Origin of the sequence: Mycolicibacterium elephantis DSM 44368 (genome assembly GCF_004014805.1) — a bacterium.
GTDB lineage: Bacteria > Actinomycetota > Actinomycetes > Mycobacteriales > Mycobacteriaceae > Mycobacterium > Mycobacterium elephantis.
Genome location: NZ_ATDN01000010.1, coordinates 39334 through 54006 on the forward strand (window position 1 = coordinate 39334; position 14673 = coordinate 54006).

General features: G+C 66.9%; 14 protein-coding genes. 3 read left to right on the forward strand and 11 right to left on the reverse strand.

What is annotated here, in order from left to right:
- Positions 1-28 precede the first annotated feature (28 nt).
- Entirely contained in the window at positions 29-1315 is a 1287-nt protein-coding gene (gene aceA / locus MELE44368_RS08555) for an isocitrate lyase (RefSeq protein WP_128108120.1), read from the reverse strand.
- Between the two features lie 235 nt (positions 1316-1550).
- Positions 1551-2366 (reverse strand): acyl-[acyl-carrier-protein] thioesterase, encoded by an 816-nt coding sequence (locus MELE44368_RS08560; protein WP_128108121.1) that lies wholly within the window; start codon positions 2364-2366, stop codon positions 1551-1553.
- A gap of 100 nt (positions 2367-2466) precedes the next feature.
- Here MELE44368_RS08560 and ramB point away from each other — a divergent pair, with 100 nt between their 5' ends.
- Together ramB and MELE44368_RS08570 are read left to right on the forward strand one after the other, a co-directional pair.
- On the forward strand, positions 2467-3882 hold the full coding sequence (gene ramB / locus MELE44368_RS08565; protein WP_128108122.1) for an acetate metabolism transcriptional regulator RamB: 1416 nt from the start codon (positions 2467-2469) through the stop codon (positions 3880-3882).
- A gap of 10 nt (positions 3883-3892) precedes the next feature.
- A complete protein-coding gene (locus tag MELE44368_RS08570) occupies positions 3893-4444 on the forward strand; it encodes a carboxymuconolactone decarboxylase family protein (RefSeq protein WP_128108123.1) in 552 nt (183 codons plus the stop codon).
- A gap of 9 nt (positions 4445-4453) precedes the next feature.
- On the opposite strand, the gene MELE44368_RS08575 is transcribed toward MELE44368_RS08570, so the two are convergent.
- The 7 genes from MELE44368_RS08575 to adh form a co-directional block, all read right to left on the reverse strand.
- Positions 4454-5842, reverse strand: a complete 1389-nt coding sequence (locus tag MELE44368_RS08575; RefSeq protein ID WP_128108124.1) for a phenylacetate--CoA ligase family protein — start codon at positions 5840-5842, stop codon at positions 4454-4456.
- A 10-nt stretch (positions 5843-5852) separates the two neighbouring features.
- Positions 5853-6122, reverse strand: a complete 270-nt coding sequence (locus tag MELE44368_RS08580) for a hypothetical protein (RefSeq protein WP_128108125.1) — start codon at positions 6120-6122, stop codon at positions 5853-5855.
- Positions 6119-7513: a dihydrolipoyl dehydrogenase gene (gene lpdA, locus MELE44368_RS08585; protein WP_128108126.1), complete on the reverse strand. Its 1395-nt coding sequence runs from the start codon at positions 7511-7513 to the stop codon at positions 6119-6121. Before lpdA ends, MELE44368_RS08580 begins: the two co-directional genes overlap by 4 nt.
- A 62-nt stretch (positions 7514-7575) precedes the next feature.
- Complete coding sequence (locus MELE44368_RS08590) at positions 7576-8055, reverse strand: hypothetical protein (RefSeq protein WP_128108127.1); 480 nt, start codon at positions 8053-8055, stop codon at positions 7576-7578.
- Complete coding sequence (locus tag MELE44368_RS08595; RefSeq protein ID WP_128108128.1) at positions 8048-8326, reverse strand: putative holin; 279 nt, start codon at positions 8324-8326, stop codon at positions 8048-8050. Before MELE44368_RS08595 ends, MELE44368_RS08590 begins: the two co-directional genes overlap by 8 nt.
- Before the next feature lie 27 nt (positions 8327-8353).
- Positions 8354-8806 carry a DUF779 domain-containing protein gene (locus MELE44368_RS08600; RefSeq protein WP_128108129.1) on the reverse strand — a complete coding sequence of 151 codons (453 nt, stop codon included), beginning with the start codon at positions 8804-8806 and terminating at the stop codon, positions 8354-8356.
- Positions 8807-8886: 80 nt separating this feature from the next.
- Positions 8887-10410, reverse strand: coding sequence for an aldehyde dehydrogenase (gene adh / locus MELE44368_RS08605; RefSeq protein ID WP_128108130.1), 1524 nt, complete (start codon positions 10408-10410; stop codon positions 8887-8889).
- A 64-nt stretch (positions 10411-10474) separates the two neighbouring features.
- Between adh and MELE44368_RS08610 the strand changes: the two genes are divergently transcribed.
- Positions 10475-12520: a prolyl oligopeptidase family serine peptidase gene (locus MELE44368_RS08610; protein WP_128108131.1), complete on the forward strand. Its 2046-nt coding sequence runs from the start codon at positions 10475-10477 to the stop codon at positions 12518-12520.
- Here MELE44368_RS08610 and MELE44368_RS08615 read toward each other — a convergent pair.
- A complete protein-coding gene (locus tag MELE44368_RS08615) occupies positions 12477-13736 on the reverse strand; it encodes a Dyp-type peroxidase (RefSeq protein WP_128108132.1) in 1260 nt (419 codons plus the stop codon). The two genes, MELE44368_RS08610 and MELE44368_RS08615, sit on opposite strands and share 44 nt — an antisense overlap.
- Positions 13733-14656: an iron uptake system protein EfeO gene (gene efeO / locus MELE44368_RS08620; RefSeq protein WP_128108133.1), complete on the reverse strand. Its 924-nt coding sequence runs from the start codon at positions 14654-14656 to the stop codon at positions 13733-13735. The genes MELE44368_RS08615 and efeO overlap by 4 nt, the downstream gene beginning before the upstream one ends.
- Positions 14657-14673: the final 17 nt, after the last annotated feature.

The following is a 14673-nucleotide window of genomic DNA, read 5'->3' on the forward strand; positions in this document are numbered from 1 at the left end:
TGTCATAACTGGCCACCCGACGACGTTGTCAGTGGAACTGACCCTCTTCGGTCGAGCCCTTCAGCGCGGTGGTCGAGCTGTTCGGGTCCACCGTGGTGGCGATCCGGTCGAAGTAGCCGGCGCCCACCTCGCGCTGGTGCTTGGTCGCGGTGTAACCGCGCTCCTCGGCGGCGAATTCGCGCTCTTGCAGCTCGACGTACGCGCTCATCTGGTTGCGGGCGTAGCCGTAGGCCAGATCGAACATCGAGTAGTTCAGGGCGTGGAAGCCGGCCAGCGTGATGAACTGGAACTTGAAGCCCATCGCGCCCAGCTCCTTCTGGAACCGCGCGATCGTCGCGTCATCCAGATGCTTCTTCCAGTTGAACGACGGCGAGCAGTTGTAGGCCAGCATCTGATCGGGGAACTCGGCCTTGACGCCCTCGGCGAACTTCTTGGCCAGCTCAAGGTCCGGCGTTCCGGTCTCCATCCAGATCAGGTCGGCGTACGGCGCGTAGGCCTTCGCCCGCGCGATGCACGGCTCCAGACCGTTCTTCACCCGGTAGAAGCCCTCCTTGGTGCGCTCACCGGTGATGAACGGCCGGTCGCGCTCGTCGACGTCGGAGGTGATCAGGGTCGCGGCCTCGGCGTCGGTGCGGGCGATGACGACCGTGGGCACGTCGGCGACGTCGGCCGCCAGGCGCGCCGAGGTCAGCGTGCGGATGTGCTGCTGGGTCGGGATGAGCACCTTGCCACCGAGGTGGCCGCACTTCTTCTCCGAGGCCAGCTGGTCCTCCCAGTGCGAACCGGCGACACCCGCGGCGATCATCGCCTTCTGCAGCTCGTAGACGTTGAGCGCGCCACCGAAGCCGGCCTCGCCGTCGGCGACGATCGGGGCGAGCCAGTTCTCCACCGACGTGTCACCCTCGACCTTGGCGATCTCGTCGGCGCGCAGCAGCGCGTTGTTGATGCGGCGCACCACCTGCGGCACCGAGTTGGCCGGATACAGGCTCTGGTCGGGGTAGGTGTGACCGCTCAAGTTGGCGTCACCGGCCACCTGCCATCCGGACAGGTAGATGGCCTTCAGCCCGGCGCGCACCTGCTGCACGGCCATGTTGCCGGTCAGTGCGCCGAGGGCGTTGACGAACTCCATGTCGTGCAGCTGGTTCCACAGCACCTCCGCGCCGCGGCGGGCCAGGGTGTGCTCCTCCACGACGGTGCCCTGCAGAGCCACCACATCCTCGGCGGAGTACTCGCGGGTGACGTTCTTCCACCGCGGGTTGGTGTCCCAGTCTTTCTGGATCTCTTCGGCGGACCTCGGCTTACCGACCGTCGACATGGTTGCCTCCAATGTGTGAGAGTTGCTAACAGCTGAGCGACAAAACTGTCGTAATAATCCGAGCATGCCCTACGCCATAACAGCAGGTCCAGTCGTTTCAGTTGTCAAGTTCAGCGAAGGCTCAGCAAAAACTTGCAAAGATTGCGAAGAACGATTTCGCTGAACCGTTTCAGTTGTTACCCACCGGTAACACATTTCCGCAGGTCAGTACGCCCGTACTGTTAAACGGGCGGAGTCAGAGCTCGAAGATCGCGGCGACGGCTTTGGTCTCCTCGCCGACCGCGTATGTGAGCGTTGTAACAGTGCGATCGGTCAGCTCCGGGCCGAATTGATCGGTCGATCCGGGCGGGTACACGTGCGAGATGATCTCCAGCTTGTCGCCGAGCGCGACGGCGGCATCGTGTTCGATCGCCACCCGGATCGGCTTGCCCTGCAGTTCGGGCGTGGAGAACAGGTAGTCCTCGATCACCGTCCAGTACACGGAGTTGTTCATGTGGTCGAAGATGTCGATGTCGGCGACCCGGACCGGATACTCCCGGATCTGTGCGGCATCCTCGCGGCTGCCCGGTTTCAGGTACGGCTTCCAGCGCAGGCGATTGACCTCGGTGGTGCGCCGCAGGCCCTCGATGAAGTCGTCGGCGATGCGCGCGGGCCCCTGGGTCTCGCGGTTGATGTTGATCCAGAACGCCTCGGATTCCATCAGCCCGCCCTTGCGCCCGTCTATGCGTACCCGCATCTCGCACCACCGGTTCGACGTGCCCGAACACCAGCGGCGCAGCCGCAGCATGTCCTGGAACTCGATGGGTCTGATCAGGTCGATCATCGTGCGCCGGACGATCCAGAGCGGGTGTGTCTCCTCGTAGCCGAGCTCACGCAACTGGTCGGAGCCGATGTCCTGGATGTGGCGGGTCGCGGCGTCGAAACGCAGCCGGCCGTGGCGGTCGATGTCGGCGACCCGTAGCGGCCACTGCCTGTCGAACACGTCGGGATGCGGGTCCGGCACCGGCATCATCACCTTCGCCAAACCCTGGTCACCTGCGCTAGCCGCCATGGGTGTTTCTCTCCTGTGTCCCTACCGCTAAATCCTCCCACAGCCGCGTCCCTGCCAACGATGCGAAGGCGGCCTTCACAGCGAGGTTAAGGTGGGTGACGTGGCCAAGACATTCGTTGGTTCGCGGGTCCGTCAGCTCCGGACCGAACGCGGACTGAGCCAGGCCGCGCTCGCGCAGATGCTGGAGATCTCGCCGAGCTATCTCAACCAGATCGAGCACGACGTGCGCCCGCTGACCGTGGCCGTGCTGCTACGGATCACCGACGTGTTCGGGGTGGACGCGACGTTCTTCGCATCCGAGGACGACACCCGGTTGGTGGCCGAACTCCGCGAGGTCACCATCGACCGCGACGTGGACGTCGACGTCGACCTCGCGGAGGTGGCCGACATGGTGAACTCCCATCCGGCCCTGGCCCGCGCGATGGTGAACCTGTACCGGCGCTACCGGTTGACCACCACCCAGCTGGCGGCCGCGACCGAGGACAGGTACTCCGAGGGCAGCGGTAGCGGATCGATCACCATGCCGCACGAGGAAGTCCGCGACTACTTCTACGAGCGGCAGAACTACCTTCACGAACTGGACACGGCCGCCGAGGATTTCACCATCCGCATGGGCATGCACCGCGCGGAGCTGCGGCGCCAGCTGGCCGACCGGCTCACCATGGTGCACGGCGTGCACATCGTGCAGCGAAGCGATCTCGGCGACACCGTGCTGCACCGATTCGATCCGGACACCAGGACGCTGCAGATCAGCGATCACCTGTCCTCGGGTCAGACGGTGTTCAAGATGGCCACCGAACTGGCCTACCTCGAGTACGGCGACCTGATCGACAAGCTGGTCGAGGAGGGCAAGTTCACCAGCGCGGAGTCCGCGATCCTGGCCCGGCTCGGGCTGGCCAACTACTTCGCCGCCGCAACGGTGTTGCCCTACCGGCACTTTCACGAGACCGCCGAGAGCTTCCGCTATGACGTGGAACGGCTCTCGGCGCACTATTCCGTGTCCTACGAGACCATCTCGCACCGGCTCTCGACGCTGCAACGGCCGTCGATGCGCGGCGTGCCGCTGTCGTTCGTGCGGGTAGACCGCGCCGGGAACATGTCGAAACGCCAGTCGGCCACCGGCTTTCACTTCTCCGCCAGCGGCGGTACGTGCCCGCTGTGGAACGTCTACGAGACGTTCGCCTATCCGGGCAAGATCATGGTGCAGATCGCCCAGATGCCCGACGGACGCAACTACATGTGGGTGGCCCGCACCGTCGAGCGCCGCGCCCGGCGCTACGGCCAGCCCAGCAAGACCTTCGCCATCGGGCTCGGCTGCGAACTGCGCCATGCGCACCGGCTCGTCTACTCCGAGGGACTGGACCTGTCCGGGGACAACGCCACGCCGATCGGCGCCGGATGCCGGGTCTGCGAGCGGGACAACTGCCCGCAACGCGCCTTCCCCGCGCTGGGTCGGGCGCTCGACCTCGACGAGCACCGCAGCACCGTGTCGCCCTACCTGGTGAAGCAGCCCTAGACTCAATTTGGTGAGTGCAATCGAGCCCGCGCGCATCGCGCCCGGCGGATTCAAGGAACTCGGCCCGCTCAACTGGGCCATCGCCAAGCTCGGCGCACGGGCGATCCGGGCTCCACGGTTCAGCCTGTTCAATGTCCTTGGCCAGCATCGGCTTCTGTTCCTGACCTGGCTGCCCTACAGCGGAATACTGCTCGGGGTGCTGAGCAAGCTCCCGGTGAAAGACGCCGAGACCGTCATCCTGCGCGTCGGTCATCTGCGCAACTGCGAGTACGAGTTGCAACAGCATCGTCGGCTGGCCCGCACCCGCGGCCTGGGCCCGGAGCTGCAGGCCAAGATCTTCGAGGGCCCCGACGCCGAGGGCCTGACCGACCGGCAACGCGCGCTGATCACCGCCACCGACGAGTTCGTCGTCACCCGCGGCGTGTCTCCTGAGACATGGGCGACGCTCGCCCGCCACCTGACCAAGCAGCAGCTGATCGAATTCTGCATGCTGGCAGCGCAATACGACGGGCTGGCCGCGACGATAACCACACTCAAAGTGCCGCTGGACTTCCCGGATTAAGCCCGTCGATCAGGGCTTCACCTCCGAGTAGACCTGGCGGAATTTGCCGCTGCGCGGGTGCACCCGCGGCGGCTCGGCGGCCACCTGGACGTCCACCGGGCTCGCACCCAGCCCCGCGAGATGGTCCCGCAAGCGCGCCCGGACCCGGTCCTCGACCTCCCCCCTGGTTGCTGTCGGCTGCACCGTCAGGCGAACGACGAGCCTCGCCGGACCTGTCTGCACCAGCTGACACCGTGCCATCCCGGGCGTCTGCTCGGCGACCGTCGCGATGGCCAGCCCGGATACGTCGACGACGCGACCCGCAGCACCGGTGAACCTCAGCACATCACCGGTTCGCCCACGTACGTCGATCTCCGGAAACGGGCTACCGCAGGGACAGGCCGCCGACCGCATGGTGACGCGGTCCCCGAGCGGATACCGGATGACGGGCTGGATGCGGTTGGCCAGGTTAGTCACCAGCACGTCGTCGGATACCCGCCCCGGCGGCGTCGGCTGATGGTTCGCATCGACGGGTTCGACGATGTACCAGTCGGTGTTGACGTGCAATCGCTGATGGGCGCACTCGTAGGTCAACCCGGGCGCTTCCGACGCGCCGTAATAGCTTCCGACCCGACATCCGAATGCCGCTGAAATCTGTTGGCGCACAGTGCTGGTAAGCGTTTCACCGGCCGCGATGACCAGTATCGGCCGCAGGTGCAGGCGGCCGGCGGCCTGTTCCTGCGCCAAGACCTGCAGCACGCTGGGATAGCCGCTCAGCAGCACCGGTTGGAAGTCGTTGAGTTCGGCAACCAGGGTGCTCAACGGCGCCAGCGCCGAGAACAGCCGCTGCGATCTCGCACGCCACGGCAGCATGCGGTGCCTGCGGGCGATCATGGTGTTCGCCAGGTAATGCCCGTCAGTGACGAACACCGCGGCCATCCGGCCCTTCCCTCGAGCCAGCGCCCACAGGGTGGGTAGCGACAACAGCGCCGTGGACACGCTGCGGACGTAGCCCAGGGCGTTGTAGACGGCCAGCGCGCCATGGTCGTGCAGCAGAATCGCCGGCGTTCCTGTGGCGCCCGAGGTCGTACACACGATGTAGCGACCCAAGAAGTCGGACCCGATCAGGCTCGGGTCGGCGATGAACGTCTCGACCCGGTCACGGCGCACCGCCCGGTCGGTGACCCAGTCGTCGAAGTCCGCCATCAGCTCACCCTTGGTGATGACCGGGAGTTGATCGACGCCGGAAAGATGCTCGGGCACATCGCGGTAGCGTTCGGCAAGCAGAGGCGAGCCGGCGCGCGCGTAGTCGACGAGCTCCCGCAGACGACGACGTTGACGTCCGACGATGCCTGCCTGCCCTTCCCGCGCGGCGCGCCGGCAATCGCAGGCAGCGCTTACATCGGTCCGGACGCTCACCCGTCGCAGGCTACAGGTAGGTCACGCCGAGAACGACCAGCGAGAACAGCACCGGCGAGATTGGCAGCGCGCACAGAAACGCCGCCAGCACCTCCGACTTGCGTTGGTACGCACGCCAGCCCAGCACTCCACATACCGCGCCGAGGACGAACGACAGCGCGGCGACCACCAACACCCAGCTGCTGACCGTGCTGGTCGCGGTGGCCAGCGAGATCCCGGCCAGCCACAGCACATGGCCGACCAGCAGTCCGCCGATACCGGCGACCCAGATCGCTCTCAAAAGTTGATCATGTGGCCGGCCAGCCCGTGGAAGCACTCCTGCAACGCCTCGGACAGCGTCGGGTGGGTGTGCACGTTGCGGGCCAACTCGTTGACGGTCAGGTCCCACTTCTGCGCCAGGGTCAGCTCCGGCAGCAGTTCAGAGACGTCGTGGCCGATCAGGTGGCCGCCGAGCAGCTCACCGTGTTTTCCGTCGGCGATGACCTTGACGAACCCGCTGGGATCGCCGAGCCCGTGTGCCTTGGCGTTGGCGGTGAGCGGGAACTTGGCGACCTTGACGTCGTAGCCCTCGTCGCGCGCCTGCTCCTCGGTGAGCCCGAAGCTGGCGACCTGCGGCTGGCAGAACGTCGCCCTGGGCATCATCCGGTAGTCGCCGAGCGCCAAAGTCTCTGCACCCGCGATGGTTTCGGCCGCGACCACGCCTTGCGCCTCGGCGACGTGCGCCAGTTGCAGCAGTGCGGTGACGTCGCCGATCGCGTAGATGTGCGGCACGTTGGTGCGCATGTAGTCGTCGACGCCGATGGCCTTGCGGTCGGTGAGCTGAACGCCGGCGGCGTCGAGCCCGTAACCCTCGACGTTGGGGGCAAAACCGATGGCCTGCAGCACTTTGTCGGCCTTGAGCTCGTCGGACTTGCCGTCCTTGCTCACCTGGACCGTCACCGTCGAACCGTCATCCTCGATGGACTCGACCTTCGTGCCGGTGAGGAGCTTCACGCCCAGCTTCTTGAACTGCTTCTCGATCTCCTTGGAGACCTCGGCGTCCTCGTTGGGCAGCGCGCGCGGCAGGAACTCGACGATCGTGACGTCCACGCCGAAGTTGCGCAGTAGGTAACCGAACTCCATCCCGATGGCGCCCGCGCCCGCGATGACGATCGACGACGGCAGCTCGCGCGTCATGATGAGTTCTTCGTAGGTGACGACGTTTTCCGACAGCGACGTGCCGGGCACCAGCTTGGTGCTGCTGCCGGTGGCGATGATCGCGTTGTCGAACGTGACCGTCTCGGTGCCGCCCTCGTTCAGGTCGACCTCGAGGGTGTTGGCGTCCTTGAACTTCCCGTACCCGTGGATCTCGGTGATCTTGTTCTTCTTCATCAGGAAGTGCACACCGGTGACGCGACCGTCGGCGACCTTGCGGCTGCGGTCGAACGCCACCCCGTAGTCCATGGTCGGCTCGCCGCTGATGCCGAACAGCTTGGCGTCCTTGGTGATGATGTGGGCGATCTCCGCGTTGCGCAGCAGCGACTTCGACGGGATGCAGCCGACGTTGAGGCAGACGCCGCCCCAGTACTTGGGTTCGACGACTGCGGTGTTCAGCCCGAGTTGGGCGGCGCGAATGGCCGCGACGTATCCGCCGGGACCGGCTCCGAGAACAACGACGTCATAGTGAGTCACGTTCATCACCCTAGTGCCAAGACCAGCGGCCATGGGCCGGGCGCGAATCTATGAAGCCCGCGTCAGTACGGGATCAGGCCACCGAAGCAGCGGCTGGCGTATTCGCAGAACTTCAGGCCGTGTAGCACCGCCGCACCGCCGGTCGCCGCCAGCGGGGCCGACATCACCGCGATCGCCAGTGCCGAGATCACGGGCCGGTCCGGAACCATCGCCATGATTAGGCCCGCGACGGTGCAGACCATCACGAACACCAACACGACGAACACCGGCGGCGTCTTGTCGATCGACTGGAACCACCAGTAGTACATGCCCCACCCGGCCGCGCCCGCCACGATCCACACGCACGCCACCACCCCGACGAACATCCAGCGCTTGAGGAACTGGTAGCTACCGGCGACGACGAGCGGGTGCGCCGGGGCGGGCAACGGCTCCGACGGCGGCTGGTCGGCCGGGGCCGAAACGGGCACTTCGCCGGTGAACAGCGGTGTGTAGGGCTCGGTCGGCTCGCCGGCGAGGACCTCGGGGCCCGCGGTGTCAGGCACCGTGCACCACCTGCATCGCGACCAATGTCCCGAACCAGCCGGGAGCGATGGCCAGCACGAACGCCCCGACGGTGGTGACCCAGCGTCGGCCCGACAGCAGGATCGTCAGCATCCCGACCGCGCTGGGCACGCCGACCACCAGCGCGATGACGATGTCGGGCCGGACCGTGGCGGTGACCAGCACCATCGCGGCGATTCCGGTGATCACGCCGACCGCTGCCCCGACCAGCATCGCGCTGGTCAGCAGCCATGGGCGCGGCAGCGGTATCACGCTTTCGAGGTTAACGCCGAACGGGCGTCAGACCTCTGAGCCACGCCCCAGCGGCGGTGTCGGTGTCGGGCGCACGCCCTTGGCGAAATCCGCGCCGGTGACCGGTGCCTGCTCGGCCAGCAGCGTGTTCTCCGCGTCGGTGAACGCCCGGCCGCGAGACAGGAACCGCATGCCTTCGGGGGCCTCGACGCTGAACCCGCCGCCGCGCCCGGGCACGACGTCGATCACCAGCTGAGTGTGTTTCCACGCCTCGAACTGCGGGCCCGAGATCCACACCGGCACGCCGTTCCCGACGTCGAGGATTCCGAGCAGGATGTCGCGGTCGCCGACGAGGAACTCGCCGTCGGGGTAGCACATCGGCGAGGAGCCGTCGCAGCAGCCGCCGGACTGGTGAAACATCAGCGGGCCGTGTTTGGCCTGCAGCCTGGCCAGCAGGTCCGCGGCCGCCGCGGTGATCAGCGCCCGCGGCGGCACCCCCACGCCCTCCGCCGAACGTTCCGTACCACTCGAATTTCCGCCGGAATTTCGAGTGGTACGGAACGTTCGCGCCGATCGGGAGATCAGAAGAAGCCCTGCGCCTTGTCGCTGTAGGACACCAGCAGGTTCTTTGTCTGCTGGTAGTGGTCGAGCATCATCTTGTGGTTCTCGCGGCCGATGCCGGACTGCTTGTAGCCACCGAACGCCGCGTGCGCCGGGTAGGCGTGGTAGCAGTTCGTCCACACCCGCCCGGCCTTGATGTCGCGCCCCGCCCGATACGCCGTGTTGCCGTTGCGCGACCACACCCCGGCGCCGAGCCCGTACAGGGTGTCGTTGGCGATGGCGATCGCGTCGTCGTAATCCCTGAACGACGTGACGGCCACGACCGGGCCGAAGATCTCCTCCTGGAAGATCCGCATCTTGTTGTGGCCCTCGAAGATCGTCGGCTGCACGTAGTACCCGCCGGACAGGTCGCCGCCGAGTTCGGCGCGCTCACCGCCGGTGACGACGCGGGCGCCTTCGTCCTTGCCGATCTCGATGTAAGACAGCACCTTCTCCAGCTGGTCGTTGGACGCCTGCGACCCGATCATGGTCTCGGTGTCCAGAGGATCGCCCTGGCGCACCGCCTTGGTGCGGATCGCGGCCAGCTCGAGGAACTCGTCGTAGATGTCGGCCTGGATCAGCGACCGCGACGGGCACGTGCACACCTCGCCCTGGTTCAGCGCGAACATCGTGAACCCCTCCAGCGCCTTGTCCTGGTAGTCATCCGCGGCGGCCATCACGTCGGAGAAGAAGATGTTCGGGCTCTTGCCGCCGAGTTCCAGGGTGACCGGGATCAGGTTCTGCGACGCGTATTGCATGATCAGCCGGCCGGTGGTGGTCTCCCCGGTGAACGCGATCTTGGCGATTCGGTTGCTCGACGCCAGCGGTTTGCCCGCCTCGAAGCCAAACCCGTTGACCACGTTGATGACTCCGGCGGGCAACAGGTCGCCGATCAACGACATCAGGTACATGATCGACGCCGGCGTCTGCTCGGCGGGCTTGAGCACGACGGCGTTGCCTGCCGCCAGCGCGGGCGCCAGCTTCCAGGTCGCCATCAGGATCGGGAAGTTCCACGGGATGATCTGGCCGACGACCCCGAGCGGTTCGTGGAAGTGGTAGGCGACGGTGTCGTCGTCGATCTGGCTCAGCGAGCCCTCCTGGGCGCGGATGGCGCCCGCGAAGTAGCGGAAGTGGTCGACGGCCAGCGGAATGTCGGCGTTGAGCGTCTCGCGGATGGGCTTGCCGTTGTCCCACGACTCGGCCAGCGCGATCGACTCGAGGTCGGCCTCGATGCGGTCGGCGATCTTGTTGAGGATGTCGGCGCGTTCGGCCGGCGCGGTCTTCCCCCACTGCGGTGCGGCCGCGTGGGCGGCGTCGAGCGCCTTGTCGATGTCGGCTTCGGTGGACCGCGCGACCTCGCAGAACGGCTGACCGGTCACCGGAGTCGGGTTCTCGAAGTAGTCACCGGAGACGGGTGGCACCCACTGGCCACCGATGAAGTTCTCGTAGCGGGTCTCGTACGCCATCAGTGCGTCCGCCGAACCGGGACGAGCGTAGACGGTCATCAGCGACTCCCTCCTCAGACGGTGTAACCGACCTCACACTACGCCGAGCCGCCACAATGGCTCTGTGACGGCTGACGGAACCGACGACCCGTACCTCTGGCTCGAAGACATCAGCGGCGAAGAGGCGTTGGACTGGGTGCGCAAGCACAACGAACCGACGCTCGCCAAGTTCGGCGGCGAACGCTTCGAGCAGATGCGCGCCGAGGCGCTGGAGGTGCTCGACACCGACGCCCGCATTCCCTATGTGCGGCGTCGCGGCGAGTACCTCTACAACTTCTGGCGCGACGCCGACAACCCGCGCGGGCTGTGGCGGCGCACGACCCTGGAGAGCTACCGCAGCGAGGAACCCGAGTGGGACGTGCTCATCGACGTCGATGAGATTGCGTCCGCCGAGGACGAGAACTGGGTGTGGGCCGGCGCCGACGTGATCGAGCCCGGCTACCACCTGGCGCTCGTCCAGCTTTCGCGCGGCGGCTCGGACGCCGCGGTGGTGCGCGAATTCGACATGGCGACAAGACAATTCGTATCCGGCGGGTTCGAGCTGCCCGAAGCCAAGACACAGATCACCTGGGCGGACGAGAACACCGTCCTGGTCGGCACCGACTTCGGCGAGGGTTCGCTGACCGAGTCCGGCTATCCCCGCCTGGTCAAACGCTGGCGCCGCGGTCAGCCGCTCACCGAGGCCGAGACGGTGTTCAGCGGGGCGGTCGACGATGTCATCGTCGCGGCGGCGGTGGACCGCACGCCCGGATTCGAGCGCACCATGATCAGCCGGGCGATCGACTTCTTCAACGACGAGGTCTACGAACTGCGCGGCGAGGAACTCATCCGCATCGACGCGCCCACCGACGCCAACGTGTCGGCGCACCGCGATTGGCTGCTGATCGAGTTGCGCACCGACTGGTACACGGGGACGGCGCAGTACGTCGCCGGGTCGCTGCTGGCCGCCGACTACGACGAGTTCCTCGCCGGCACCGCGGAACTGGTGGTGGTGTTCGAGCCCGACGAGCACACCTGCCTGAACCAGTACGCCTGGACCCGCGACAAGCTGGTGATGCTGACGCTGGCCGACGTCGCCAGCCGCGTCGAGATCGTGACGCCGGGGACCTGGCAGGCCGAGCCGGTGCCGGGGTTGCCCGACAACACCCACACGGTGATCGTCACCACCGACGACCTCGGCGACGAGGTGTTCCTCGACTCCAGCGGGTTCGACACTCCGTCGCGCCTGCTGCACGGTCCGGCGGGCGGCGAGTTGACCGAGATCAAGCGGGCGCCGTCGTTCTTCGACGCCGCCGACCTGGTGGTCACGCAGCATTTCGCCGAGTCCGACGACGGCACCGTGATCCCGTATTTCGTTGTGGGCCACCGGCATGTCGACGCGACGGGACCGACGTTGCTCAGCGGTTACGGCGGGTTCGAGGTCGCCAACACACCCAGCTACAGCGGTGTGCTCGGCCGGCTGTGGTTGGCCCGCGGCGGCACCTACGTGCTGGCCAACATCCGCGGCGGCGGTGAGTACGGCCCGAGGTGGCACACCCAGGCGATGCGCGAGAACAGATATCTCGTGCACCAGGACTTCGCTGCTGTGGCAAGGGATCTCGTGGCGCGGGGCATCACCACCGTCGAGCAGCTCGGCGCGCAGGGCGGCAGCAACGGCGGGTTGCTGATGGGCGTGATGCTGACGCAGTACCCGGAGCTGTTCGGTGCGCTGGTGTGCAGCGTCCCGCTTCTGGACATGCGTAGGTTTCACCTGCTGTTGGCGGGGGCGTCATGGGTTGCCGAGTACGGCGATCCCGACGATCCGGCGGACTGGGAGTTCATCTCCAAATACTCGCCGTATCAGAATATCTCCGCCGACCGTCGCTATCCGCCGGTGTTGATCACCACCTCCACCCGCGACGACCGGGTGCATCCGGGCCACGCCCGCAAGATGACGGCGGCGCTCGAGGCGGCCGGCCATCCGGTGTACTACTACGAGAACATCGAGGGCGGGCACGCCGGCGCGGCCGACAACGCCCAGATCGCGTTCCGGTCGGCGTTGATCTACGAGTTCCTGTGGTCGGTGCTCAGCCGACCAGCTCGTCCCCGAGGAACCGGTCGGGTCCGGTGACGCCGGGCAGGACGAAGAAGAAGCCGCCGCCGACCGGCAGGATGTACTCCTCGAGCGGTTCGCCCTTCAACCTGCTCTGCACGGTCAGGAATCCCTTCTGCAGGCTGCGCTGGTAGGCGATGAAGGCCAGCCCCTGATCGAGCCGGCCCGCCCCGTCGAAGCCGCGCGAGTAGTTGAATCCGCGGCGCAGGATCAGGTTTTCGTCGGTCTGCGGGGTGCGCGGGTTGGCCAACCGGATGTGCGCGTCGAGCGGGATCCGCTTGCCGTCGGGATCCGAGGGATAGTCGGGGTCGGCGAATTCGTCGGACATGCCCAGCGGCGCGCCGCTGATCTTGTTGCGTCCGAAGATCGCCTCCTGCTCGGCGAGCTGGGTGCGGTCCCAGAACTCGACGAACATCCGGATGATGCGCACTGCCTGGTATGACCCGCCGACCGCCCACTGCGGCTCGCCGTCGTCGGAGCCGACCCACACGTGCCGGTCCATCACAGCGGCGTCGTTCACATCCAGGTTGGATGTTCCGTCCTTGAACCCCAACAGGTTACGCGGTGTGGTGGCTTCCGAGGCCCGGCCGGCGCCGATGCCCCGGGCGTAGCCGTCGACCATCCATCGCAGCACGAGGTCGCTTCGGGTGCGCCGCATCAACTGACGCAGCGCGAACTGCACGGTGTCGTTGTGCCCGGCCTCGAAGATGATCGACAGATCGCCGTGCGACAGTTTGGGGTCCAGCCGGTCGTTGGCCAGAAACGGCATCGTGACCAGTTCTCTGGGCTTGCGGTCGGCCAGCCCGAACCGGTCGTCGAACAGCGACGCCCCGACCCCCACCACGATGGAGAGATTGTCGGCGGGCGGCTTGTCCCCGAGGATGCCGGAGTCCACCGGCGGGTATTCCGGGTCCCGCACCTCCGGCGGCCTGCCCGCCATCAGGCCGCGGATCTCGTCGGTGAGCGCGGCCAGCGTGTCCGCCAGCGCGGCACGGTCCTTGGACAGCACGTTGAACGACGCCACCAGCCCCTGCTCGGGCACGGGCAGCGCGGTGATGCCGGTTTGGTGCGGACCCTCGAACGGCACGAACGCGGGCTGGGGCGCGGCGGCCGGTCCGTCGTCGCGTGCGCAGCCGACCAGGCCGGCGCCGACGCCGACGGCAGCCCCGGTGCCCAACGCCCCAGTCACGAAGGCCCGGCGTGAGATGCCGGCCCGGCGCAGCCGCGGAGTCACTTCAGCTTCAGCACCCCTGCGACTTGAGACATGTTCTCGGAGAGCCCGGCGAGCTCCGCCTTGAGTTTGTCGATCGTCGGCGGGTCGACGGTCACGCCGGTGCAGCGCGGGGACGGGTAGGGATCGTTCTCGGTGCAGAACAACACCCAGCCGTCGCCGCGGCGCAGCGGGCGCATGGTGTCGAACACCGAGTTGATCCCCGCGTCGATCTTGCCGAGCAGCGCCGGATCGGCTTGCACGAGCGCGGGATTCAACTTGCCGACGGCGTCACGGGCGCCTTGGAGGTTGGCGTCGAAGTCCCATAGGTCGGTCTTGGAGTAGCGGTCCTCCTCGCCGGTGATCTTGCCTTCCGACACCTCTTCGATCAGCTCCGCGGCGCCGTTGGCCACATCGACCGGTTTCACCTCGACCGAGGGGAACTGCTCTTTGAGCGCCGCGACGTCCGAGTCGAGCTGGTCGGCGAACGGGGCGGCGCCCTCGGTGGTGTTCTGCTCGAACAGGATGTACTCCAGCCGGTGCCATCCGGTGAACTCGGGATCGTCGGCACCGGCGAAGTCGTCGACGCGGGCGTCGATCTTGCGGTCGATGTCTTCGACCAGACCCGCGATCGGCTCGATGCGCTCCCACGGCACCCGCGACGGGGCGTAGGCGTCCTGCGCTGCCTGCAGGTCGCCTGCGCGCACGGCGTCGGTGAAAACCTTGACGACGCGCTGCAGTTCGTCGATGTTGCTCGCGACGTAGGCCTGGTAGTCGGCGGCCGCCTTGTCCAGCACCTCAGCGGGAACCGCTGCCGCCGCGGACGTCGTGGTCGCGTCGGCGGTCGTGGTGGCGTCGGTGCTCGCGGAGTTCCCGCTCGAGCAACCGGCCAGGATGAGGCCGGCGGCTGCCACGGGCGCGCACCATGCGGTGTAGCGGTTCATCTGGTACCTCTCGGTTG